The sequence below is a fragment of the Microbacterium sp. Y-01 genome (assembly GCF_003856715.1).
Lineage (GTDB): Bacteria > Actinomycetota > Actinomycetes > Actinomycetales > Microbacteriaceae > Microbacterium > Microbacterium algeriense.
This window is the reverse complement of the sequence record NZ_CP024170.1, coordinates 64,130-87,661: the sequence shown is the minus strand read 5'-3', so window position 1 is coordinate 87,661 and position 23,532 is coordinate 64,130. Positions and strand designations below refer to the sequence as shown.

At 69.0% G+C, this 23,532-nt stretch carries 26 protein-coding genes and 2 pseudogenes; 19 read left to right on the top strand and 9 right to left on the bottom strand.

Annotated features, from left to right (window positions below):
* Positions 1-8 precede the first annotated feature (8 nt).
* On the bottom strand, positions 9-1,070 hold the full coding sequence (locus CSX12_RS00425) for a LacI family DNA-binding transcriptional regulator (protein WP_124894469.1): 1,062 nt from the start codon (positions 1,068-1,070) through the stop codon (positions 9-11).
* 60 nt (positions 1,071-1,130) lie between these two features.
* On the opposite strand from CSX12_RS00425, the gene CSX12_RS00420 reads away from it, so the two are divergent.
* Complete coding sequence (locus tag CSX12_RS00420) at positions 1,131-2,369, top strand: MFS transporter (protein WP_017203908.1); 1,239 nt, start codon at positions 1,131-1,133, stop codon at positions 2,367-2,369.
* Between the two features lie 2 nt (positions 2,370-2,371).
* On the opposite strand, the gene CSX12_RS00415 is transcribed toward CSX12_RS00420, so the two are convergent.
* Positions 2,372-3,013 (bottom strand): response regulator transcription factor, encoded by a 642-nt coding sequence (locus CSX12_RS00415; protein WP_241160519.1) that lies wholly within the window; start codon positions 3,011-3,013, stop codon positions 2,372-2,374.
* Positions 3,010-4,206: a histidine kinase gene (locus tag CSX12_RS00410; RefSeq protein WP_124894468.1), complete on the bottom strand. Its 1,197-nt coding sequence runs from the start codon at positions 4,204-4,206 to the stop codon at positions 3,010-3,012. The genes CSX12_RS00415 and CSX12_RS00410 overlap by 4 nt, the downstream gene beginning before the upstream one ends.
* A 116-nt stretch (positions 4,207-4,322) precedes the next feature.
* On the opposite strand from CSX12_RS00410, the gene CSX12_RS00405 reads away from it, so the two are divergent.
* Together CSX12_RS00405 and nucS are read left to right on the top strand one after the other, a co-directional pair.
* A complete protein-coding gene (locus tag CSX12_RS00405) occupies positions 4,323-5,195 on the top strand; it encodes a GAP family protein (RefSeq protein ID WP_124894467.1) in 873 nt (290 codons plus the stop codon).
* Between the two features lie 28 nt (positions 5,196-5,223).
* Positions 5,224-5,919 (top strand): endonuclease NucS, encoded by a 696-nt coding sequence (nucS, locus tag CSX12_RS00400; RefSeq protein WP_017203904.1) that lies wholly within the window; start codon positions 5,224-5,226, stop codon positions 5,917-5,919.
* A gap of 5 nt (positions 5,920-5,924) precedes the next feature.
* Here nucS and CSX12_RS00395 read toward each other — a convergent pair whose 3' ends face one another.
* Positions 5,925-6,299 carry a response regulator gene (locus CSX12_RS00395; protein ID WP_124894466.1) on the bottom strand — a complete coding sequence of 125 codons (375 nt, stop codon included), beginning with the start codon at positions 6,297-6,299 and terminating at the stop codon, positions 5,925-5,927.
* A gap of 225 nt (positions 6,300-6,524) precedes the next feature.
* Between CSX12_RS00395 and CSX12_RS18405 the strand changes: the two genes are divergently transcribed.
* The 4 genes from CSX12_RS18405 (at position 6,525) to CSX12_RS00380 (ending at position 9,426) form a co-directional block, all read left to right on the top strand.
* Entirely contained in the window at positions 6,525-7,061 is a 537-nt protein-coding gene (locus tag CSX12_RS18405) for a hypothetical protein (RefSeq protein ID WP_157797331.1), read from the top strand.
* Complete coding sequence (locus tag CSX12_RS00390; protein ID WP_017203902.1) at positions 7,058-7,732, top strand: ATP-binding cassette domain-containing protein; 675 nt, start codon at positions 7,058-7,060, stop codon at positions 7,730-7,732. Before CSX12_RS18405 ends, CSX12_RS00390 begins: the two co-directional genes overlap by 4 nt.
* The gene (locus CSX12_RS00385; RefSeq protein WP_124894465.1) at positions 7,701-8,654 is read left to right on the top strand and encodes a hypothetical protein; all 954 of its coding nucleotides are present in this window, start codon (positions 7,701-7,703) and stop codon (positions 8,652-8,654) included. Before CSX12_RS00390 ends, CSX12_RS00385 begins: the two co-directional genes overlap by 32 nt.
* 106 nt (positions 8,655-8,760) lie before the next feature.
* Positions 8,761-9,426: an HAD hydrolase-like protein gene (locus CSX12_RS00380; RefSeq protein ID WP_124894464.1), complete on the top strand. Its 666-nt coding sequence runs from the start codon at positions 8,761-8,763 to the stop codon at positions 9,424-9,426.
* Positions 9,427-9,525: 99 nt separating this feature from the next.
* Here the strand turns inward: CSX12_RS00380 and CSX12_RS00375 are convergent, their stop codons facing one another.
* Positions 9,526-9,732: a cold-shock protein gene (locus tag CSX12_RS00375; protein ID WP_017203899.1), complete on the bottom strand. Its 207-nt coding sequence runs from the start codon at positions 9,730-9,732 to the stop codon at positions 9,526-9,528.
* Positions 9,733-10,368: 636 nt separating this feature from the next.
* On the opposite strand from CSX12_RS00375, the gene CSX12_RS00370 reads away from it, so the two are divergent.
* From CSX12_RS00370 to CSX12_RS00355, 4 genes and pseudogenes are all read left to right on the top strand, one after another.
* Positions 10,369-11,193 (top strand): shikimate 5-dehydrogenase, encoded by an 825-nt coding sequence (locus CSX12_RS00370; RefSeq protein ID WP_017203897.1) that lies wholly within the window; start codon positions 10,369-10,371, stop codon positions 11,191-11,193.
* Positions 11,194-11,225: 32 nt separating this feature from the next.
* Positions 11,226-13,064: a substrate-binding and VWA domain-containing protein gene (locus tag CSX12_RS00365; protein WP_124894463.1), complete on the top strand. Its 1,839-nt coding sequence runs from the start codon at positions 11,226-11,228 to the stop codon at positions 13,062-13,064.
* Positions 13,065-13,071: 7 nt separating this feature from the next.
* Positions 13,072-14,088 carry a hypothetical protein gene (locus CSX12_RS00360; protein WP_124894462.1) on the top strand — a complete coding sequence of 339 codons (1,017 nt, stop codon included), beginning with the start codon at positions 13,072-13,074 and terminating at the stop codon, positions 14,086-14,088.
* 34 nt (positions 14,089-14,122) lie between these two features.
* Positions 14,123-14,602 (top strand): annotated as a pseudogene (locus CSX12_RS00355) (amino acid racemase); the annotation flags it as partial.
* Positions 14,603-14,809: 207 nt separating this feature from the next.
* Here CSX12_RS00355 and CSX12_RS00350 read toward each other — a convergent pair.
* On the bottom strand, positions 14,810-15,247 hold the full coding sequence (locus CSX12_RS00350; RefSeq protein ID WP_017203893.1) for an SRPBCC family protein: 438 nt from the start codon (positions 15,245-15,247) through the stop codon (positions 14,810-14,812).
* A 143-nt stretch (positions 15,248-15,390) separates the two neighbouring features.
* On the opposite strand from CSX12_RS00350, the gene CSX12_RS00345 reads away from it, so the two are divergent.
* Positions 15,391-16,719, top strand: coding sequence for a cytochrome P450 (locus CSX12_RS00345; protein WP_124894461.1), 1,329 nt, complete (start codon positions 15,391-15,393; stop codon positions 16,717-16,719).
* A 94-nt stretch (positions 16,720-16,813) separates the two neighbouring features.
* Positions 16,814-17,998, top strand: a complete 1,185-nt coding sequence (locus tag CSX12_RS00340; RefSeq protein WP_124894460.1) for a zinc-dependent alcohol dehydrogenase — start codon at positions 16,814-16,816, stop codon at positions 17,996-17,998.
* 18 nt (positions 17,999-18,016) lie between these two features.
* Here the strand turns inward: CSX12_RS00340 and CSX12_RS00335 are convergent, their stop codons facing one another.
* The 3 genes from CSX12_RS00335 to CSX12_RS18785 form a co-directional block, all read right to left on the bottom strand.
* Positions 18,017-18,325: a hypothetical protein gene (locus CSX12_RS00335; protein WP_124894459.1), complete on the bottom strand. Its 309-nt coding sequence runs from the start codon at positions 18,323-18,325 to the stop codon at positions 18,017-18,019.
* Complete coding sequence (locus CSX12_RS18400) at positions 18,322-18,492, bottom strand: hypothetical protein (protein WP_164479509.1); 171 nt, start codon at positions 18,490-18,492, stop codon at positions 18,322-18,324. Before CSX12_RS18400 ends, CSX12_RS00335 begins: the two co-directional genes overlap by 4 nt.
* Before the next feature lie 155 nt (positions 18,493-18,647).
* Complete coding sequence (locus tag CSX12_RS18785; RefSeq protein ID WP_017203888.1) at positions 18,648-18,782, bottom strand: hypothetical protein; 135 nt, start codon at positions 18,780-18,782, stop codon at positions 18,648-18,650.
* A 212-nt stretch (positions 18,783-18,994) separates the two neighbouring features.
* On the opposite strand from CSX12_RS18785, the gene CSX12_RS00330 reads away from it, so the two are divergent.
* The 6 genes and pseudogenes from CSX12_RS00330 (at position 18,995) to CSX12_RS00305 (ending at position 23,530) form a co-directional block, all read left to right on the top strand.
* On the top strand, positions 18,995-20,143 hold the full coding sequence (locus CSX12_RS00330; protein ID WP_124894458.1) for a calcium:proton antiporter: 1,149 nt from the start codon (positions 18,995-18,997) through the stop codon (positions 20,141-20,143).
* A 149-nt stretch (positions 20,144-20,292) separates the two neighbouring features.
* A pseudogene (locus tag CSX12_RS18880) lies at positions 20,293-20,553 on the top strand (helix-turn-helix domain-containing protein); the annotation flags it as partial.
* A 235-nt stretch (positions 20,554-20,788) separates the two neighbouring features.
* Entirely contained in the window at positions 20,789-21,592 is an 804-nt protein-coding gene (locus tag CSX12_RS00320) for an SDR family oxidoreductase (protein WP_017203885.1), read from the top strand.
* 297 nt (positions 21,593-21,889) lie between these two features.
* Positions 21,890-22,156, top strand: a complete 267-nt coding sequence (locus CSX12_RS00315) for a hypothetical protein (RefSeq protein WP_017203884.1) — start codon at positions 21,890-21,892, stop codon at positions 22,154-22,156.
* Positions 22,153-22,455, top strand: coding sequence for a hypothetical protein (locus tag CSX12_RS00310; protein ID WP_124894457.1), 303 nt, complete (start codon positions 22,153-22,155; stop codon positions 22,453-22,455). The genes CSX12_RS00315 and CSX12_RS00310 overlap by 4 nt, the downstream gene beginning before the upstream one ends.
* Positions 22,456-22,570: 115 nt before the next feature.
* Positions 22,571-23,530, top strand: coding sequence for a GNAT family N-acetyltransferase (locus tag CSX12_RS00305; RefSeq protein WP_124894456.1), 960 nt, complete (start codon positions 22,571-22,573; stop codon positions 23,528-23,530).
* The last annotated feature ends 2 nt before the right edge of the window (positions 23,531-23,532 follow it).

The following is a 23,532-nucleotide window of genomic DNA, read 5'->3' as shown; positions in this document are numbered from 1 at the left end:
CCGCTCGCTCAGCTCGGGACAGGGCCCGTGGTCGTCCCGGCGCGGAAGACGCATGTGAGGTGCTGTGTGATGCCGGGTTCCCCGCCGAGCATCCGCGCCACCTGCTCCCCTGCGGCCCTGCCCTTCTCCACCGCCGGCTGCACGCTCGTGGTGAGCGTGAGCTCGCCGAGGCCGTCGACCTCGATGCCGTCGAAGCCCGCCACGGAGAGGTCTTCCGGCACGCGGAGACCCAGTTCCTCCGCCGCCCGGATCACGCCGACCGCGAGCAGATCGCTCTGCGCGAGCACCGCCGTCGGCCGCGTCGCGGGGTCGGCCAGCAGCATGCGTCCGACCAGGACCCCCTCGTCGATGAGGCTGCCCGAGGCCGAGACCGCCGGCGCGTCGGGGAACACCTGCCGCATCCCCTCGAGGCGATGGACGGTGACGTCGACCGTGGCCGCGGCTATCCGCTCCGGCGTGACGAGGGCGCGCTCGCGCTCGCTGTCGAGCGGAAGGGTGACCAGCGCGACATCGCGATGGCCCAGGTCGCGCACGTGACGGGCGACGTCGGCGGATGCGGCGACGTTGTCGAGCGTGATGCGCGGAATCTCCTCGCCCGCATCCCCCTCGATCACGACCACCGGCAGTCCGCGGCCGACGACCACTTCGAGCGAGGCCCTGGTGCGCCCGGAGCATCCGATCAGCACGAAGGCGTCGACCGGGGCGTGGGTGATCGCCGCTCCCTCCTCCCCCGGTTCGTCGCGCATCAGCAGGATGCCCGCGCTGAGGTCGGCGAGTCCGTCGGTGAGGCCGTCCATCATCGCGGTCGTCACGGGGTCGAGGAATGCCGCACGCAGGTGCCCCTCGAGGACCACCGCCACAATGCCGCTGCGGCCGCGGCGCAGGGATGCGGCCCGCGGGTCGGGTCCTGCGTAGCCGAGCTCGGCGGCCGCGGCCAGGACGCGCTCCCGTGTCGCCGCTGCCACGTTCGCCTTGCCGCTGAAGACGACCGAGGCGGTGGACGTCGCCACACCCGCCTCGCGTGCGACGTCGGCGATCGTGGGCCGCCGCGACGTCTCCTGACTGGTCATACTTCGAGGATAGCTCCCTTCGCTTCCCCGGGATCGAATCGATTCGATAGGCTGTCCGGCATGGATGCAGCCCTCACTCGTTCGCAGTTCGTCCGCTGGCGTGCGGCGATCTTCGCCATCTTCCTCGCGAGCGGCCTCTCGATCGCGACCTGGGCGTCCCGCGTCCCCGGGATCAAAGAAGCCCTCGGCCTCGACAACGCGCAGGTCGGACTCATCCTGCTCGGCATGGGCGCGTCCTCGATCATCGGCATCTCGACAGGCCCCGCCGTCATGGCCCGCACGGGCGCGCGCCGCGGCATGCTCCTGACGATGCTGACCTTCGCCGTCGGCATCGTCCTCGTCGGCCTCGGAGCGAACGTCTTCGGCTCGGTGCCCGTGGTGATCGTGGGCATGGTGCTGTTCGGCTTCGGGAACGGATCCGTCGACGTGATGATGAACGTCGAGGCGACCGCGATCGAACAGCGGATGGGTCGGACGATCCTGCCTGTCTTCCATGCGTTCTTCAGCTTCGGCACGGTCATCGGCGCCGGCATCGGCGCGCTCGCGGCGCAGCTGGGGATGAACGTGGCCGTGCACACCGCGATCATGGGGAGCCTGATCGCGGTGATCGCGGTCGTCTGCTTCTTCCAGGTGCCCGTGCGGGAGGCCGCACTCGACCCCGCCGCTCACGAGAAGCCGGCCTTCCGTGCGCGCATGCACACCGCGTTCGAGGCCTGGCGCGAGCCGCGCACCTATCTCATCGGCGTGGTGATGCTCGGGATGTCGTTCGCCGAGGGCGGCGCGAACGACTGGATCGCTCTCGGCACCGAGCAGGGTCATGGCTTCGCTGAGGGAACCGGGGCCGTCTCGCTGGCGGTCTTCTCCACCGGCATGACCGTCGTCCGTCTCTTCGGCGGCCCGCTCGTCGACCGCTTCGGACGCGTCGTGGTGCTGCGCATCCTCGCCGTCGCCGCCGCGTCCGGCATCCTGCTGTTCATCCTCGCCCCGACGTTTCCGCTCGTCCTGGTCGGTGCGGCGCTCTGGGGCGTCGGCGCCTCGCTCGGCTTCCCGCTCGGCATGTCGGCTGCGGCCGATGACCCCGTGAAGGCGGCCGCTCGGGTGAGTGCGGCAGCCACGATCGGATACATCTCGTTCCTCGGCGGTCCGCCCGTCCTCGGACTCATCAGCGAGCACATCGGCCTGCTGAACACGCTGTTCATCCTGGTCGGTCTGGTCGTCGTCTCCGGCCTGTTCTCGGGCGCGGCACGCCCGCTGCGGGACGACGAGAAGACCCCGGTCGCGAGCGTGCAGCAGAACTGAGCTCAGCCGTCGCGACCGCGCACCAGCGCGGCCGCATGCGAGCGGCTGCGCGCACCGAGCTTGGTGAGGACGTTCGACACGTGCGTCTTCACGGTGGGGACGGAGATCTGCAGTCGCGCAGCCAGCTGCGCATTCGACCATCCCTGCAGGATGCCGTCGAGCACCTCCTGCTCGCGGGACGTCAGATCCACGCGATACTGCGCGCTCGGGCTCGGCGCTGCGGCGCCCTGAGCCGCCGCGGCGAGCGCGCGCCTGGTCACCCGCGGATCCAGAGCACCCTCGCCGGCCGCGACGGAGCGCACCGCCTGCACCAGCGTGGGCGCGTCGACCGTCTTGAGCAGGAACCCGACCGCGCCCGCCCTGATCGCCCCCAGGACGAGGTCGTCCTCATCGAAGCTCGTGAGCACCAGCACGTCTCCGAGACCGCGGTCGACGATCTCCCTGGTCGCCGACACCCCGTCGCGGCCCGGCATCCGCAGGTCCATCAGTACCACGTCGGGTCGGAGCGCGGCGGCGTTGCGCACCGCCACATCACCGTCGGCGGCCTCCCCCACGACGCGGATCCCCTGTGCTTCGAGCATGATGCGCAGGCCCGCCCTGATCGCGCCGTGGTCGTCGGCGAGCAGCACGGACGGCGCCTTCACACCCGCACCTCGGTCGGGAGCGTGCCCTCCACCGCCCACCCGTCGGCGACCGGACCCGCGGCGAAGGAGCCGCCCAGAGCGTCGACGCGTTCGCGCAGCATCTGCAGCCCCCACCCCTCGCCGCTGTGTCGGGCGGCTTCACTGGCGACGCCGCCGCGGGACCGCACGCGGACCCGGATCTCCGACCCCAGCTCGTGGATGTCGATGTCGACCTCGGCTCCCCTCGCATGGCGGATGCAGTTGGTGAGGGACTCTCGGACGATGCGCAGGACCGCCTGCTCCGCACCCGCTCCGAGGCCGGGGGCCTGCGGTGCGTCGAGGCGCACGACGAGTCCGGCCCGCTTCGCCTCGCTGACCATGCCGTCGAGGTCGCCCCAGCGCGGTATGGCCGCGAGGTGCTCGCCACCCCGCCGCAGCACGGAGATCATCGATCGCAGACCCGCATGCGCGTCGAGACCGGCATCGCGAACGGCCTGCAGCGCCGCACGGTCCCGCGCCGGATCGGGGTCCGTCGACAGAGCCGCCTCGGCGCGGATGGCCATGGCCATCACATGACCGGCGACCACGTCGTGCAGTTCGCGGGCCATGGACTCGCGCTCCGCCCGCACAGCCTCGACACGATCGCGTTCGGCGGCCGCCGCGGCATCCTCCGCCCGCTGACGGTGCAGTTCGGCGAGCTCGTGCGCCTGCGACACGGCGACCGCCCACCAGTAGTCGGTGCCGAAGATCGCCCCGAACTGCACGCCGATGAGGATCGCGACCGGCAGCGACACATCGGCGAACATCAGCGCCGCGGCGAACAGCACGACGGTCGCGGCACCGAGGACGGCGAGCAGCACCCGGCGCCCGCGCGCGCCGGCCAGGAAGGCCGCCGTCCACAGCACGTCCAGCAGCACGACGAGCGTTCCGATGCCGCCCACCGTCAGCAGATCGACGACGAACAGCACCGAGACGGCGGCGAGCACGGCCATCGGTCGGCGGCGCTTGCCGAGAGCGAGGGCGCACGCGGGCAGCGCGAGTGCGAGCGCCCACCAGGGAGAGACGGACTCGGGGAGGAGCGAGAACGGCTCCCAGAGCGCTCGAAAGCCGAGAGCCGCCATCACCACGGCCAGGAGCGCCATGGCGAAGGGGTCCGCCCACCAGCGGTGCCGACGGTACCAGGCGCCGAATCCGCCATCGACCTGCTCGTGCATGCCCTCATGCAATCACGGTGCCGGCTGCCGCGCATCCGTCGAAGGGATGAGGAGCACGAGGGGAACGGTACTTTCGCCCGATCCGCCTGCTCGCGCCGCTCCGCCACCGTGGAGACATGGAACTCTTCGGCGGGCTGCCGCTTCCCCTCTCCCTGGCGCTGCTGGCGCTGATCGACGGCCTGAGCGTCGGCACACTCCTGATCCCGGTCTTCCTCCTGCTGCACCCCGGGAGGGTGCGCGCCGGACGCATTCTGCTGTATCTGGCGACGATCGCGGCGTTCTACCTGGTCGTCGGCCTGCTGTTCCTGTGGGGGCTGGTGAACCTCGTCGACGTCGCCTCGGACTTCGTGGCGTCACCTGCCGGACTGATCATCCGACTCCTGGTGGGTGGAGCGCTCCTGATCACCGCGTTCGTGATGCCGACGGGTGGGAAGGCTTCCACCGGCGCTTCCGGGGCCGCCGTACCGCAGACGACGACGCCCGCCGGAGCCTCGCCCGGGACCGGGATGCCGACCGGCGAGGCGAGCCCCTCATCACGGATGACGCCACCACCGGTCGCCGCGGTGGACCCGGCCCCGCGCCCCGGGCGCATCACGCGGTGGAGGGAGCGGCTTCTCGACCCGCGCACTCGGGGAACGGCCGTGATGGCGGTGGCGATCGCGGCGGGACTCGTCGAGGTGGCCACCATGCTGCCCTACATCGTCGCGATGACCATGCTGGCCGACGCGGGGATCGACACGCCGGTCCGGGTGCTGTCGCTCGTCGGGTACTGCGTCCTGATGATCCTGCCGGCCGTCGTGCTGCTGATCCTCCGCCTGGTCGCCGCTCCCCTGGTGCAGCGCCCGCTCGAGCGCTTCGCGGCATGGATGGAACGGACGGGGGCCGAGAACACCGCCTGGATCATCGGCATCATCGGCTTCCTCATCGCCCGCTCCGCAGCGACCGAGCTGGGGCTGTTCCAGGCGGTGGGCGCGTTCCTCGACCGCTGACGCCCGTGCGACGAAGTAGGCTCGACGGGTGCGTCTCGTCATCGCCCGCTGCTCGGTCGACTACTCCGGTCGGCTCAACGCCCATCTCCCGCTCGCCACGCGTCTGCTCGTGCACAAGGGAGACGGGAGTCTGCTCGTGCATTCCGACGGCGGCAGCTACAAACCGCTGAACTGGATGAGTCCGCCCTGCTCGCTGTCGAACGAGGTTCCCGGCGAGGAGGAGGCCAGCGCGGGTGTCGTCGAGGTGTGGCGCGTGACCCACAAGAAGACCGGCGACGCGCTGCGTGTCCAGATCTACGAGATCCTGCACGACTCTAACCACGAACTGGGCATCGATCCCGGTCTGCAGAAAGACGGCGTCGAAGCCGACCTACAGCGGCTGCTGGCCGAGCAGGTGGAGCGCATCTCGGAGGGCGCGACCCTCGTGCGCCGTGAGTACCCGACCGCGATCGGACCCGTCGACCTGCTCGTGCGCGACGCAGACGGCGCCGCGATCGCCGTCGAGATCAAGCGCCGCGGCGACATCGACGGCGTCGAGCAGCTCACTCGCTATCTCGAACTGCTCGGCCGCGACCCCCACCTGTCCCCCGTGCAGGGCGTCTTCGCCGCGCAGGAGATCAAGCCTCAGGCCCGCGTCCTCGCGGAGGACCGCGGCATCCGCTGCCTGGTGCTCGACTACGAGGACATGAAGGGCATCGAGTCGGGCATCCCCCGGCTGTTCTGAGCGGGTCAGCGCACCGTCATCAGGCGCGGAGGCGGTCCCTCGAGCCGCGCGATCGCGACCTTCACCTCCGTCAGCTCGCGTTCGACGCCGCGGACCCGATCGTCGATCCGCACGAGCCGTTGATCGAGGCGATCGAAGCGCTCGTCCATCCGGTCGAAGCGCTCGTCCATCCGCGCGAAGCGCTCGTCGATCTGCGTGAAGCGCGCGTCGATCTGCGTGAAACGCGCGTCTATCTGCGTGAAACGCGCGTCGTACTTCACGTCCTGCGCCTCGAATCGCGCGTCCATACGGTTGATCATCCAGCCGAAACCGCTGATGATCGCCACCAGCAACGTCACTGCCGTCGCCAGCATTGTGATGACTTCCACCGACACGTACATGCCCCCATTCTCACTCGTGTGCCCGCCGTTGTCACGACCTTATATGGGGACGGAACGCAGTTGCATGAGGTGTTAAAAGCCGACTTTGGCGGCAGGTTGGGGAGGAGGACTCGCGACCCTGGCAGGGTTGGCAGTCTCCGGAAACGCATACTGGCATGCTGGCCCGGGTGAGACATGGTGGATGTAACGCGGCGGGACACGGTTCATTCAGGAGAGGTAACTGTCATGAATGTTCACTCACACCTCAAGGGTGTCGCGGTACTGACCATCGTCACCAGTCTGCTCACGCCTGCCGTCGCTCAAGCGTCCACGGGAGACCCGAGTTCAGATGATCTGACGACGCAGCAGCGGGAGGCCATCGCTACTTGGGAAGCGGGTGCCTCAAACACCAGCATCTTCCCGAGCTCGGCTTCCACTAAGTCCGCGGGGGTCCGTGCGTCATCCGGCACGAGCTCCATGAAGCTGTACCGGGGATCTTGGGTGATGTGGGCTGAGGAGCGGGTGAATTTCGGCTGGGGCTCGGGAGGCACCACGGTCACGTGGAGCGAGGCCTATCAGGCGGCGGGTCAGGTTGCGCCGAACTGGGTCAAACGAAACGGCACAAAGAGGGTGTATTCCTCGAGCTCACGTCATGACTGGCGCGGCGGGTACACGGTCGGCGCCGCCGTTCCGACTCCTTGGGGCGGTGTGAATGTCTACAGCGATTCCGCCTTTGCGTTCTCTCGTGTGCTGGGAACCGGCGCTTGGCAGAAGTGGGAGTGAACACGAGCCTTTCGGTCGTCGGGCTCCGTAAGTCATACGGGTCCCGACGCATTCTCGACGTCGACCTCGCGCTGGTTCCGGGAGACTTCTGCGTCGTCCTGGGGGAGAACGGAGTCGGCAAATCGACTCTTCTCCGATGTCTGCTCAACCTCGACGATTACGAAGGCATGGTGCACGTCGGTGGGGACGATGCGCGGGGGCATATCTTGGGCATCCTCGATCACCCGATGATGTATATGCGATGGACCGCGATCGCCAATCTTCGCTACGCGCTCAATGACTCCAGGGCCGAGAAACGACCCGAGGTCCAGGCGCTCCTCAGCAGGAAGCTCCTGCGCAAGCGGTACGGAACGATGTCGACCGGGCAGAGAAAGCTCGTACTGTTGGCCGCGCTCCTCGCGAGTGATGCAGATGTCCTGCTGCTCGACGAGTTCTCCAACGGTCTTGATCAGGGCACGCGACAGAAGTTTCGAGACGTGATCAGCAACGACATCGCCATCCGCGGGCGCACGGTGGTCGCAACGGGACATGATTTCAGCGCCTTTGGGGAACTCCCCACGCGCGTGCTCGCCCTCCGGGACACCACGCTCGCCGATCTCACGCCCGAATACCTCGAGAACAGGGACATCGCAACGACCTATGCAGACTTTGTTTCGCGAAATTCGCCGTGAGTTCCGCTGGATCACAAGCAGCAAGTTGGTACTCGTGCTCGCTGGTGCCGTGCTCGCGATGACCGCGTGGGGCGCCGTCTCCGGCGCGACATCGGCGCTGCAGCTCGTGGGTCAGTTCCGGTCGACGCTCCGTGACTATCAAGAACACGGTGAGGACATCGCCACGGCGTTGGCCGCACCATCAGAAGTCTCCGGGAGCACGCAACAGCAAATCATCGCCAATCCCCTGCGGTACGACCTCGACCAGGCGGTTCAAGGCCTCACACAGATGACCGGCACGGGCGCTGCAGCCTCAGCTCTCAGTCTCAGCGCGCTCGTCTTCTTCCCGGTCGTCGGCTTTGCGCTCGGGCTGTTCATGGGGACACACGACACCCGCTCAGGGTCGATCGCGTTCCGGTGGCCACAAGTCGGACTCCGTGGCGTCGTGATCAGCAAGCCCCTCACCATCGTGCTGACGATGCTGGCGCTCGGGGCTGCAACCGCGGCACTGAGCGCGTTGGCCTCGCTCGCGACCTCCCCGATCGTCATGGGCCGCGTCGATGCTCTTCCTCTTGAGTCGTTTTCCGTCGACGGACCGTCACCTTCGCGAACATTCGCGATCGGTCTTCTGTCCGTTCTCATCGGAACCGCGTTTGCCAGCTTTGGGCTCCTCGTCGGAGTGTCCACCCGAAACAGAACTATCGTCCTGACCGCCTTCGTTATGCTCTACTTTCTCCTACCGATGCTCGGCAGCCTTGACCCCAGAAATCTGATCTCGCTCGCCGGGAACGGCGTCTTCTCCTTCGTGGGCCAGTTCAGGCCCCAGACGATCGGCGACAACGATCCATCATTGGGCATCCTTGCCGTGGTTCTGCTGCTCGTCGTCTCTGCCGCCGCCACCCCACCGGTCTGGCGAATGCGCGCACGTCTCCCATCCGTATGACGCGGCGAGCGAACCTCCGGGGGCGCCACCTCTGCCATTCCCTCGGCCCGCTGCACACCTGTGCAGCAGGAGCGGCCGTCGTGCCAGCTGACCCTAGGCTGGAGAGATGCCTCACTCCCCCTACTCCTGCGTGCTGTGGGACGTCGACGGCACCATCGTCGACGCCTCCGTCGGCATCCTCCGTCGGCTCGACATCGCGCTGACCCACTTCGGTCACCCGGCCCCCACTCGCGAGGAGCTCGTGCACTGGATCGGTCCCCCGATGTTCCAGTCGTTCCAGGACCAGGCCGGGATGACGCCCGAGCAGTCCAGTGAGGCTGTCGCCTTCTACCGCACGCTCGGAAAAGCCGACGGCTACACGACGGATGTCGCCACCTACCCCGGCGTGACGGACCTGATCCACGAGCTGCATGCTGCCGGCATCCCGCAGGCAACGGCCAGCTCGAAGCCGGAGAACCAGGTCGATGCGCTCGTCGACCACTTCGGGCTGCGTCCCGCGTTCCTGACCACGGTCGGAGCGACACCCGATGAAGCCACCCTCGCGTCCAAGACCGACATCGTGGCGGAGGCTCTGCGACGCCTCCGCGAGCTCGGCGCCGACACGTCGCGCCCGGTGCTGGTCGGCGACCGGCATCACGACGTCGAGGGCGGCAACGCCAACGGGGTCCCGGTGATCTTCGTCGAGTGGGGCTTCAGCGATTTCCACGAAGGAGACGACGCGGCATACCGCGTCGCGACCGTCGAGGAGCTGCGTGCGCTGCTGCTGAACTGACGTCGCAACAGCGCCGCCCGGCGGCCGGAAAGCACAGAACTCCCCGCCGGATGGCGCGTCGCGGCGCTATCCGGTCGGGGAGTTCCCGTTCCGCCCGTCTCAGACGGGGCGGATGTTCTCTGCCTGCAGGCCCTTCGGACCCTGCGCCACATCGAACTCGACTCGCTGGTTCTCTTCGAGAGACCGGTAGCCGGATGACTGGATGGCGGAGTAGTGCGCGAAGACGTCAGCGCCTCCGTCGTCGGGGGAGATGAAGCCGAAGCCCTTCTCCGAGTTGAACCACTTGACCGTGCCCTGGGTGCTCATGTACTGCCTGTTCTGCTGATCCAAAAAGCCGACGCAGGTATGCCCCGACATCGCTAACGCTAGTGGAGGAGGGTCCGTCGGCAATAGACGGGTCAAGAAGGTAATCCAAATGTTGCACGAGCGGCATCCGCCCGTGATCTGCCGGGGACCACGGCGCTCGGGGCCGAAGGCTCCCGGAAAATGGTGTGGCCCTCACCGCGGGGGGAGCGATGAGGGCCGAAGACGACCGGAGGGTGCGTCAGGAACAGCCTAACCCCTTTTCGAGGTTCTTGTCCCCCTTTTGGGGGACAAATCTGAACTCGGGTGCGAGAATGACGAGAGCGGCCCCCTCGAGTAGCCCATTGGGGACTGAACTACTCGAGAGGGCCCAATCGCATGCACGGATCGTCTGCCCCTGGGGAGGGCCGCCGTCTCGTGGGGAGAGACGGAGACGATCGATCCCCTGTGCATGCACCTTCACCATAGGGGAGGCCGCACGATCACGCCACAGGCCTGGACGGCGCGGCGGAGGTGAGGGAAGAGAAGGTGATTCCCCCGGGGATCGCAGGTTTCGGGAGGAGCCAGGACGTACAGCTCGGAGGCACCTCCGTCGTCCTGCTCCCCCGGATCCGCGAGCTCGCCGAGTAGCCTGATCCGGTGACGCTGCTCAACAAGGACATGACCCTGTGCATCTCGCTGTCGGCACGGCCGAGCAACAACGGGACCCGCTTCCACAACCACCTCTACGAGGCGCTCGGACTCAACTGGATCTACAAGGCGTTCGCCCCGACCGACCTCGCTCAGGCCATCGCGGGCGTGCGCGGCCTCGGCATCCGCGGCTGCGCGATCTCCATGCCGTACAAGGAGGACGTGATCGCCCTCGTCGACCGGATGGATGCCTCGGCGAGCGCGATCGACTCGGTCAACACGATCGTGAACGACGCCGGCGTGCTCACCGCATACAACACCGACTACTCCGCGATCGCGCAGCTGATCGAGCACGCCGGTCTCGATCCGGCGGCATCGGTGCTGCTGCGCGGCTCGGGGGGCATGGCGAAGGCGACCGCCGCCGCCTTCCGCGACGCCGGTTTCGCGCGAGTGACGATCGTCGCGCGGAACGAGGAGAGGGGACGCGCCCTCGCCGACCTCTACGGGTTCGCATGGCGTCCCGAGGTCGGCGAGGCGACCGCGGACGTGCTCGTGAACGTCACACCGATCGGGATGTCCGGGGGACCGGACGAGCATGCTCTGGCCTTCACCGCGGAGGCGATCGCCGCCGCCTCGGTCGTCTTCGACGTCGTCGCCCTCCCCGCCGAGACGCCGCTCATCTCCGCGGGACGCGCGGCCGGCAAGACGGTGATCACGGGAGCGGAGGTCGCGACGCTGCAGGCGCTGGAGCAGTTCGTGCTCTACACGGGCATCCGCCCGTCCGCCGAGCAGGTGCGCGAGGCGGAGGAGTTCATGCGCGCAGGAACCGCGTGATCGCGAGCCCGATACCTGGGTAGCCTAGGCGCATGAGCGCGCGTCGCACCGCATCCAGGCCCCTGTTCCGGCGTACACCGGCGGTGGTGGCGACGGCAGCCATCGCGGCCCTCGTCCTCTCGGCCTGCACAGGCGGGGGAGAGCAGCCGAAGCCCGACGCCGGGCAGGGCTTCCCCGATGACGGCTGCACCCACATCACGGTGGCGACCTCGTCCGAGAAGGTCAACATGCTCGACGAGCTCGCCGCGGCGTTCAAGGAGTCCCCCGAGCACGACGGGCTCGAGACGTGCGCCACGGTGCGTCCGACCAACGTCTCCTCCGGCAACGCGGCGCGCTACCTCACCTCGGGCGACGACTGGCCGAGCGACGACCGTGCGCTGTGGCCGACCCTGTGGTCCCCCGCCTCCACGGTCTGGACCGAGCGGGTCGCGGCTGCCGCCTCACCCACGCTCGTCGGCGAGCCCGCATCGTTCACGCGTACCCCGGTCGTGTTCGGCATGCCGGAGCCGATGGCCAAGGCGCTGGGCTGGCCCGACAAGCCGATCAGCATCACCGACCTCGAGGGCCTGTGCCAGAACCCCGAAGGCTGGGGGAGCGTCGGCAAGGACATCTGGGGCGCGTTCAAGATCTCCAAGACGAACCCGAACACCTCGACCACGGGGCTGTCGACCATCCTGATGCAGTCCTACGAGGCGTCGGGCAAGGCGGAGGGACTCACCGCGGCGGACGTGGACGCCGCCGCGGACTTCTCCCGCGTGTTCGAGGAGTGCGTGATCCACTACGGAGACACGACGGGCAACGTGCTCTCCACTCTGTACGACGAGACGCAGAACGGCGCCAACGGCTCGGCCTACGTCTCGGCCGTCGCGCTGGAGGAGACCTCGCTGCTCAACTACAACAAGGGGAACCCCGACTCGCACACCGTGCAGCCCGGCGAGACCCTGACCCCGCCGAAGACGAAGCTCGTGGCCGTGTACCCGGCCGGCGGGTCGATGTGGTCGGATAATCCGATCACCGTCCTCGGCGCCGACTGGGTGACGGCGGAGCAGCGCACGGCGGGTGAGGCGTTCGCGGCGTTCCTGCAGACCACGCCGGCGCAGGAGATCCTCCCCGAATACGGGTTCCGTCCTCTGGACGAGGCCGTGCCGCTCGGCGACCTGTTCACCGCGAACTTCGGCGTCGACCCGGCGCAGCCCACGGTGACCCTGCCGAAGCCGGAGGTGGACGTCATCTCCACCGCGATCGATCAGTGGACGCAGGTGCGCAAGCCGTCGTCCGTGCTCGAGCTCATCGACATCTCGGGGTCGATGGACGAACCCATCGGCGACGGACGCTCCCGGCTGGACGGAGCGATCGAGGGAGCGCAGACCACTCTCGACCACTTCCGCTCCACCGACGAGGTCGGGGTGTGGGCGTTCACGACCGGCGTCTCCTCCGACCAGGGCGAGGGTCTCCAGGTGCTGCGCGACGTGTCGGCGCTGGGGGCGGACGGCGAGAAGCTCGACTCGTCGCTCGACGACCTCCGGTACGCGCAGCGCAACGGCACCCCGCTGTACGACGCGATCCTCACCGCGTACGAGGCGATGGGCGAGCGCGCGGAGCCGGGACGCATCAACGCCATCGTGGTGCTGTCCGACGGCGAGGACACCGACTCGACCACCTCGCTCGACTCGCTGATCGCGAAGATCGGTACGCAGTCGGGGGAGGGCGGAACGGATGCACCGGTGCGCATCTTCCCCATCGCGTACGGCGAAGGGGCCGACACGTCGGCGCTGCAGCGCATCGCCGACGCCACGGGCGGCCAGATGTTCGACGCCTCGGACGCGGAGCGGATCGACCTCGTGTTCGCCTCCGTGATCAACAACTTCTGAGGTGGGCATGATCATCGTCGCGGCATCCGACCTGAGCGGGGTCACCGACGCGGTCACCGCCGCCCTGCAGTCGGGGGACATCTACATCGCTCCCGGCGTGAAGAGCGCGGACGCCCTGACGAACGCCCTGACGGACGTCGTCCCCGCCGACGGGTCGATCGCGGTGGTGGTGCTGCCGGCTGACGCCGATCTGGGAGCGGCATTCGATCTCGAGCTGCTGGATCGGATCACCAGGGAGGTTCCGCAGAAGACCGTGGTGCTCGCCCTCGGTGACGACCTGCAGGCCGCCTCATCGGCCATCGACGCCAAGGAAGCGCTGTTCATCGCGAACACGAACGAGACGGCAGCCGGGGGTGACACGCAGGCCGCGCTCGTGGAGACGGTGCAGCAGATCGTCGAGGCGACGCCCTCCGCACCGGGCGGGAGCGGCGCGGGCGGGGGAGCGGACTGGCTGCTCCCCGTCGTGATCGGCGGGGTCGTCCTCCTCGCTGCAGCCGGCACGGCGATCGGCCTCCTCGCCCGGCGGCGCCGCACGCCCGCGAGCGTCACCGCATCGGATCCCGTGCCCGCCGGCATCCGCCTCCGGGTGGACCGCCTCCGAGAGCTGCAGGTCGACTACGCCAGGGTGCCGGGCGACGCCGTCGCCGCGCAGACCGCCGCAGGCATCGACGCACTCGCGTCCCACGTCGAGCAGCTGTTCCTGCGCCTGGATGCGAAAGCGGATGCCGACCAGATCGCACTCGCGGAGGCGGAGTACTCCGACAAGCTCGCCCGGCTCGTCGCCGCCCTCGAGCCGGACTACCTGCTCGACCTGCTCACCCGTCCCGACCTGTGGGACGCGCCGGACGAGCGCATCGGCGAGGTGCGCGAGGCGCTGGACGGTCTGACGACGCAGATCGTGGACAACATCAAGCAGGTCAACGCGCGCAACGGGCTGCTCTTCCAGGTGTCGCTGGACTCGCTGATCGGACGTTCCGAGCTGCGCGACTGGGAGCGCCAGTTCAACCAGGGCTCGAAGGAGTGACGTCGCGGTGAAGACCATCGGAGTGCTCGGCGGCATGAGCTGGGAGTCCTCGCTGGAGTGGTACCGCCTCGCCAACGAGCGGGTGCACGCGCAGCTCGGCGGTCATCATTCCGCTCGCCTGCTGCTGGACTCCCTCGACTTCGCCGAGATCGAGGCGATGCAGGCGCGCGGGGACTGGGCGGCGGCGGGCGACCTCCTCGCCGGCAGGGCGGCAGCGCTCGAAGGGGCCGGAGCCGAGCTGCTCGTGCTCGCCACGAACACGATGCACCTCGTCGCGGATCGGCTCGAAGCCGCCGTGAGCATCCCGTTCCTGCACATCGCCGACCCCGCGGCAGAGGCCATCCGCACCGCCGGCCTGACGACGGTGGGGCTGCTCGGGACCGCTTTCACGATGGAGCAGCCGTTCTATGCCGAACGGCTCGCCCGGCACGGCATCCGCACTCTCGTGCCCGACACCGACGACCGCGCCACGGTGCACCGGGTGATCTACGACGAGCTCGTGCACGGCATCATCCGCGATGAGTCCCGTCGGGACTATGTCGCGGTGATCGAGCGCCTGGTGGCGCAGGGGCCGAAGGGGTCATCCTCGGGTGCACCGAGATCGAACTGCTCATCTCGTCCGTCGACGCGCCGGTGCCGGTGTTCCCGACGACCGCGCTCCACGTGGAGTCCGCGGTCGCACTGGCCCTCGCACCCGCCGACCGCTGATCGGGGGTTCTGCTCAGACCGCGTGCCCCTCGGCCAGGTACCCGAGACGGTGGAGGGTCTCGGCATTGCGCCAGCGGAGCATGGGCGTGGTGAGCATGCGGGGGATGAGAGCCGCCGGCCCCTTCACGGGCTCCTCGTCGATGCGGACCTGGCAGCCGGTGGGTGTGGTCCTGGCGCGCAGGGTGACCTGCGCCTCACCCATCGGCCACCCGCGAGCCCGCAGCACGACCCGGCGCGGCGGATCCCATGCCAGGACCTCCGTCGTGTCGTCGAGGAGGGCGGGCCACACTCCCACCGAATGGTGCAGTTGGGATCCGACCTGCGGCCAGGATGCGTCGACGTCGCGCATGCGCGAGGCTCCGACCACCCACGAGGGGTAGAGCCAGCCATTGGCCAGCACGCGGAACACATCCTCCGTGGTGCACGACAGATCGCGGGTGTTGCTCGCCATGTCTCCTCCGTTCACCGCCATCCTCACCGCCGCGGTCCGTCCGCGGCAGGTGCTTGACAACCGGGGCGCCGACCCGGATATCACATCACGCTCGCGAACGCTCCCCCCTGGAACGCACCCGCGGACGCTGGCACCGTCGAAGCATGTTCCAGAGACTGACCTCCCGGGTGTCGCACGCGGTCGACGCGGTCGTGCACGACGATTCCCCGACCCTGCTCACCCGCGGCTACGACTTCGGCGAGCGCATCTGGCGGCGCGTTCAGCCGGGCGCACGCTCGGCGCCGATGCGCCTGCTCGGGGACGAGACGGCCTTCGTGCGGGGCGCAGAGGGCGTCGATCTGTTCTACGACGAGAGCCGCATCGCCCGCCATGGCGCCATGCCCGGCATCGTGCAGGAGACGCTCTTCGGCCACGGCTCGGTGCACAGCCTGGACGGCGATGCCCACCGGCACCGCAAGGCCACGTTCGTCGAGGTGGCGTACGAGGACGCCCAGGTCGAGCGGCTCACGCCCTGGCTCGAGCGCGAATGGGCGATCGAGCGTGACGACTGGCTCGACGGAGGCACGCGCAGCGCGTACGAGGCGGCCGTCGGCGCCCTCGGCCGCGCGATCATGGGGTGGGCGGGTCTGCCCGGCACCCCGGCGGCGAAGACCCGGTGGTCGGCGCGGTTGGCGCAGATCGTCGACGGCTTCGGCGTGCCCTACTCGCCGGAGTACGTCGCGGCGGCCGTGAACCGACTGTGGTCCGATCGACACGCCCAGCGCCTCATCGAAGCCGTCCGCGGAGGTTCGCTGGCAGCCCCCGAAGGCACGGCGCTCGCCCTGTGGGCCGCGCACCGCGCTCCGGACGGCGAGCTCCTGCCGTCCCGTCTCGCCGGCATCGAGCTGCAGAACAGCATCCGTCCCATGATCGCCGCCGCCCGATTCGTCGCCTTCGCCGCCAAGGAGCTGCACGACCGCCCGGAATGGCGCGCGCGCATCACTGCGGAGACCGAGGAACGCGGCGCCCTGGTGGGCGGCACGCTCGCGACGATGTTCGCGCAGGAGGTCCGGCGCACGGGCCTGTTCGTGCCGATGCTGCCGGGGCGCGCGCTCGTCGACATCGAGATCGGCGACGTGCACGTTCCGGCCGGTGGACGCGTCGTCCTCGACATCCTCGGCACGAACACCGACGAGCAGTCCTGGGCGCATCCGCACCGGTTCGCCCCCGAGCGCTTCACCGATGTCGGCGACTACGAGTCCGTGCGCACCTTCATCCCGCAGGGCGGCGCCGAGGTCGCGACCGGTCACCGCTGCCCCGGCGAGAAGCTGGTGATCGCCGGGTTGTCCGGCGCGATCGCCGTGCTGAGCGATCCCCGCCTGGACATCCTCGACAAGGGCCTCGCCGTCAACCGGCGCCGCCTTCCCACCAAGCCCGCCTCGGGTGGACGCGTGCGGGCGAGCGGTTCGGGGCGAAGCTGCCCGTTCCACTGAGCGGGTCGCACGGCAGGCAGCACCTGTCAACCGGGTGGGCGCGCGTCGCGGGAGCGAGGACCGTGGAGGATCCACGACACGAGCGGAGGACATCATGAAGGCACTGACCTGGCAGGGCAAGCGCACGGTGACGGTCGAGGAGGTCCCGGACCCGGTGATCCAGCAGCCCGAGGACGCGATCATCCGCATCACTTCCTCGGCGATCTGCGGTTCGGACCTGCACCTGTACGAGCTGCTCGGGCCGTTCCTGGACCGCGGCGACATCCTCGGCCACGAGCCGATGGGCGTCGTGGTGGAGGTGGGCGCGAACGTGACGAAGCTCGCGGTGGGGGACCGCGTCGTGATCCCGTTCAACATCGCGTGCGGCGAGTGCTTCCTCTGCCGCCGCGGATTCCAGTCGCAGTGCGAGACGACACAGGTGCGCGAGTACGGCAGCGGCGCCGCACTGTTCGGTTACACCAAGCTGTACGGCCAGGTCCCCGGCGGGCAGGCGGAGTATCTGCGCGTGCCGCTCGCGGACTACAACCACATCCCCGTGGGTCCCGATCTGCCCGACGAGCGCTACCTCTTCCTCAGCGACATCCTCCCCACGGCTTGGCAGGGCGTCGAGTACGCCCAGGTGCCGGAGGGCGGCACGCTCGCGGTGATGGGCCTCGGTCCGGTCGGGCAATTCGTCTCCCGCGTCGGACGGCATCGCGGCTATCGGGTGCTGGCGGTCGACCCCGTGCCGGAGCGCCGCGCGATGGCCGAGCGCCACGGCATCGAGACGTTCGACCTCACCGACACGATCGTCGACGAGCTGCGCGACCTGACCGAAGGGCGCGGAGCCGATTCCGTGGTGGATGCCGTCGGCCTTGAGGCGCACGGCAACTCCGGGGTCGAGTTCATGCAGAAGGCCGTCGGCCTGCTGCCCGACCCTGCCGCGCGGCAGGTGCTGGACAAGGCCGGCGTGGACCGGCTCGCAGCCGTGTACGCGTCGATCGACGTCGTCCGCCGCGGCGGAACCGTCTCGCTGAGCGGCGTCTATGCGGGTGACGCCGACATCATGCCGATGAAAACCCTCTTCGACAAGCAGATCACGATGCGGATGGGGCAGTGCAATGTGAAGAACTGGGTCGACGACCTGGTGCCGCTGGTCGAGGACATCGCCGACCCGCTCGGCGTGATGGACCTGACGACCCACAACGCCCCGCTCGACGATGCCCCCGAGCTCTACCGCACGTTCCAGCAGAAGGAGGACGGCTGCATCAAGGTGGTGCTGCACCCCTCGACGGTGTGACCGTCGCCGAGGGCGACCTCAGGCGCTCGCGCCGGGGTCGCCCTCATCGCGGTCGGCCTCGTCGACATCGGGACGTCGTGTGCCGATGCCGGGTTCGTCGTTGTGGGTCGACTCGTCGGGCACGGACGACCGCGAACCGGGTTCCACCCCCACAGCTGCGGCGGCTCCCGAATCCGCCCCTGCACCTCCGGCGGGTACGTCCCCGGAGGCCGGGGTGTCTTCGCCACCGCGCTCCGCGAGGTGCTCGGCGATCCGCGCCTCCGCATCGCCATCCGCCGGCGATGTCACGTTCTCGGGGCGGAGTCCCTGATCCTCGATGCCGCTCATTCGCTGCCGTCCCGCAGATCCGTCGGCGCGTCGCCGCTGTGGCCGCTGCCCTCGTCCTCGGGCGCGAGATCGCCCTGGTCGTCTTCGCCGAGTTCCGCCTCGACAGGGTCGTCCCCCTGCGTCTCGGGCTGCTCGGCATCGCTGGGGTACACGTCGGGATTCGACATCCTGAACTCCTCTCGTCGGAAGACTCCAGCGTCGTCCCGAAGGCACCATGATGCAGGACCGTTGACACCCGGAGCACCGGGCGGTAGCCGGGACCGGTCCGCACTCCGGCTGATGCGCACCCAGGAGTGAAGCGCACCAGCCGGAAGGAGTTCGATCAGCCCTTCGCGCCCTTGCGAGGCTTCAGGAACTCGTCTGGTGCGTTCTTCTCGCGCTTCGCCGCGCGCTTCTCCTTGAGCGTCAGCTGCGGTGCCTTCTTGCTGGCTCGACCCTGGATGGACTTTCCGGACATGGTTACTCGCTTCCCCTTTGGTGGCTGGCGTAACCTCCGACCATAGCCCGGACCGCAGGGAAGTCAAATTTCCCTCTGACCGGGAAGAAAATCGTCGCGGATGCGGCCTGACATCCCGAGGATTTGCTACCCTGGAGTGTTCAGTGACCGCGGAGGACGACCTCCGGCAGGAGACGCAGACCGGGGACGGCCCCGCCTCGAGGAGTCCGGCCATGTCGCGCACGGAACCGAAGCACCTGATCGGCGTCATGGACGTCGTCCGCATCGTTCTCGGATGGGGAGCCTTCCTGGCGCTCCTGATCCTGCACCCCCTGCTGGAGCCGCCTGTTCCGGCTCCGGTCCTCGTGGTCGCCCTCGCCGGGATCGTCGCGGTGATCCTGGTGTGCGCGTTCGGGGTGGTCAAGCAGGCGGAGGCCCTCGCGCACCGACTCGGCGATCCCTACGGCTCTCTGGTCCTCACGCTCTCCATCGTGCTGATCGAGGTCATCCTGATCTCGGCGGTGATGCTCGGACCGGGGGAGCACGCGACCATCGCCCGCGACTCGGTCATGGCCGTCGCAATGATCATCCTCAACCTCGTCATCGGTCTCGCGCTGCTCCTCGGGGGTGTCCGCCACCGCGGCATGGCGCACAACCGAACCGGAACCTCCGCCTACCTGTCGATGCTCGTGGTGCTCGTCGCCCTGGCGTTCGGTCTTCCGGCCCTGATCGGCACGGACGGGTCGTACACGACGGCGCAGGAGATTCCGATCATCCTCCTCACGCTCGCGCTCTACGCCTTCTTCCTCTTCCGCCAGATGGGCGCGCAGGCGAGCGACTTCACCGAGGTGGACCCCCGCCTGCTGCGGGACCGACCGCGCGAGGCGTCAGCGAGCGACGGCGGGATCCGTCAGGTCCTGGGCGAGCACCGCACCGAGATCCTGATCCGACTCGGGCTCCTCGTGGTCACCGTCGTCCCGATCGTGCTGCTGTCGCACGACATGGCGGCGCTGCTCGACGACGGCCTCGGTCGCCTGGGCGCCCCGGTCGCCCTCGCCGGCGTGCTCATCGCGGGGATCGTGTTCCTGCCGGAGTCGATCACCGCGGTGCGTGCGGCGTTGCGCGGCGAGGCACAGCGCGTGGTCAACCTCTGCCATGGAGCACTCGTCTCCACCGTCGGTCTCACCATCCCCGCCGTGCTGGTCATCGGCATGCTCACCGGTCAGACCGTCGTCCTGGCGGAGTCGCCGGCGAACCTGCTGATGCTCGGCGTCACGCTGCTGCTCTCGGTGACCACCTTCGCCGCGAAGCGTGTGACCGCGATGCACGGGGCCGCCCACCTGGTGACGTTCGCCGTGTACGTCCTGGTGCTCTTCAGCTGACCCGACAGCGGTCGTGGCGATGCAGTTCGTCGCAGATCCGCACCAGGTCGCAGGGATTCCCCGCAGGGATGCGAGCTCGGTGCGAAACTGCGACCTCGTGCACACGGGCCGACAGTTGCCTGAGGCAACTTTAGGCGTAGACTAGTGGCATGACAGCCGGTGAAGGTGTCGCTGACATCCACGTCGCCCTGGTCCGGGTGGTCTCGGAGTGGACCGAGAGCGACCTGCAGACCCATGTCGCCGAGAGCGTCGGAGTCGCCCTCGATCCCACGGCGATCCGCGCGGTGTATCTGGTCGGCCTCAACGGCGGCGCGATGGGATCGACGGAGCTCGCCGAACACGGCTCGATGACGCGGCCGACCACCTCGAAGCTGGTGTCGCGCCTCGCCGCGCAGGGCGTCGTCGAACGCATCCGCTCCGGCCGCACGGTCGAGGTGCGCCTCACGGAGGCCGGACGCCAGGTGTACGCCCGCCTCGTGGATGCCGGTCACCGCATGGTCGACGCCGCGCTCCAGGGCTGGGCGCCGAGCGAAGTCACGCAGTTCAGCGCTCAGCTCGCCCGTTTCGTGACCGCACTCTCCCGTACGAACCCCGCACCACTCAACGACGCCGCAACGGGCGCCACACCCCCGAGGAGGAACCATCATGACCCGTACCTATGTCGTCACCGGCGCCGCGTCCGGCATCGGCGCCGCGACCGCCGAACTGCTCCGCGCGCAGGGCCACTCCGTGGTCGGCGTCGATCTCGCCGACACGGAGGTCACCGGCGACCTGTCAACGCACGACGGGCGCATCGCCGCCGCCGAGGCCGCGGTGGAGGCCGCGGACGGCAGCATCGACGCGGTCATCGCCTGCGCGGGCATCGCCGCACCGATCGCCAAGACCATGGCGATCAACTTCTTCGGCGTGACGGAGTTCCTCACCGCGCTCCTGCCGACGCTGAGCCTCGCCGACCAGCCGCGTGCTGCCGTCGTCTCGTCCATGGCCTCGCTGCAGCCGGTATCGCCCGAGCTCGTCGACGCGGCTCTCGCCGGGGATGAGGCGAAGGCGCTCCAGATCGGCGACCAGCTCGCCGCGACCCCCGAGGCTGGATTCCTCAACTACTCGTCGAGCAAGCGAGCGGTGTCGCGTTGGGTCCGTCGCGAGTCCGTGACCGAGGCGTGGGCGGGAGCGGGCATCCCGCTCAACGCCGTGGCTCCCGGTACGGTCACCACCGCCATGACCGCCGGCCTGCTCGCCTCACCGGAGGGCCTGGCGCAGGTCGACGCCGCCGTTCCGATGCCGCTCAACTACCACCAGCCCGCATCCTCCATCGCGGAGCTGCTGGTGTGGCTGACGAGCCCCGCGAACACGCACATGGCCGGACAGACCATCTACTGCGACGGCGGTGCCGACGCCGTGCTCCGCGGCGACGACATCTGGTCGTGGAACGACGCCCCACGCAGCTGACCCCCTCCGCGAAGGCCCGGTTCGAGAGAACCGGGCCTTCGCCGTGAACGCCTCCGACCACCCGCGAGGCGGCTTATTTTGAATGACTCAAAATAACGTGCTAGCTTTGCTGTACCGGCCGACCATCCCGTGCCCTCGCCCCGCCGCCTTCACGCGGCGCTGGTGCGGGGGAGACCTGGTCAGCAGATCGCACGCGCCCGCAGGGACACCCGGCCCCACGGCGTGCCTTCGCGCGCCCTGCGCGAGGGATCGCATGCACCCCGCATCCGACTGCGCCGGCGAGAGAGAGGAACCCTGATGGACGAGACCCGCTCCGGCTGGACGCCGAGTCCTGTGTTCAGTTCGATGCCGCACGCGATGGGACGCGGCTCGCGCGAGGACATCGTGTGGGAGGCGCTCGAGCGCGTGAACGGCAAGCCTGCGCCGTCGATGGGCGTCATGCAGGCCGCGATGGGCAACGAGGCGCAGATCCGCATCGTGCACGACACCATCCGCGCCTACCTCGACGCTCACGGGATGCGCGACCTCCGCGAGCTGGGCGCTCGTGCGGGGGAGTCCGCATGAGCCGCGAAGCGGGACGGCCCCACGTCACCATGCGCATCCGCCCGAGCGACCTCTGCCGCACGCCACCTGTCGGAGCGACGGAAAATCACTTCATCGCCCAGCTCGGCTCGGTCGGCCTCGGCAGCTCTTCGTACGTGGTCGCTCCGCGCGAGTCGCAGACTCCGGAATGGATCGTGCTCGACTACGCGACCGGAGAGCACGAACGCGTGTGGCGCCGGTCGCGGAAGCACACGGGCGGAGTGCTCGCGTACCGCCTGGTCGAGGACGACTCCTCGAGCGGGTACGTCTCCGTCGCCTGAGGGACGGTCCGCTCTCGCGCGGCCCCAGGGGGCGCCTCCGGGCAGGGGCACCGCCCACGTGGCAGGCTGAGCGGTGCCCATACCCGTGGACGAACACCGAAAGCGCCATGACCCCGTGAGCCTCCGAGTCTCGACCGTCGACCCGCAGCAGGTCGCCCAGCTGCGGCGATGGAACGGCCTCCTGCGCGACGGCTACGCGGTCGGACGGCAGAGGGTCTGGGCTCGCAGCGACGACGCGGCGATCGCGCAGTTTCAGAATCCGCATCCGACCCGGAGGTCGGTGCTGCTGCTCGCCGAGATCGACGGGGTGTCCGTCGGAGCCGCAGAGGCTCACGCGAATCCGGAAGAGCCGGCGGACGTGGAGATCGCCGTGCTCGACGGATTCCGGCGGCAGGGTGTCGGTCGAGTGCTGCTCGGCGCCGTTCGGGGAACGTTCCGCACCGTCGCCTCGACGATACGGGCCGAGACGTACTCGGAGGCGGGGGTCGCCTTCGCTCTCTCCGAGGGTCTGGATGTCGGCGTCCGCGAAAGCAGGCAGGTGCTCGACCTTCCGATCGCCCTCGAATCGCCGAATCGCACGCCGTCCGGCGTCGACGTCCTCTCCTGGGTCGGATCGTGCCCGGATTCCCTGCTGGAGAGCTGGGCTGTCCTGCGCTCCCGGATGTCCGATGACGTGCCGCTGGGGGATCTCACCCGTACGGCCGTCCCCGCTGACGTCGAAGCGGTCCGTCGCAACGAACGTCGCATGGTCGACCAGGGTTACCTCCTGGTACGAAGCCTCGCCAGCGCGAACCAGGCCGCTGTCGGATACACCGAGATCCTGCTCTCGCGCCACGACCCCGAGATCGTCCATCAGGACGACACCTTCGTCGAGAAGACGATGCGGGGTCGCGGGATCGGCCGCGCTCTGAAGATGGCCAACCTCCGCCGGCTCATGAGTCTGCCGGAGAGCGCATCCTCCCGGTTCCTGCAGACCTACACCGCGTTGTCGAACGCGCCGATGCTCGCTCTGAACAGGGCCATCGGGTTCGAGGAAGCGGACATCCTCACCGTTCTCGAGGGGCCGCTCGGCTGAGA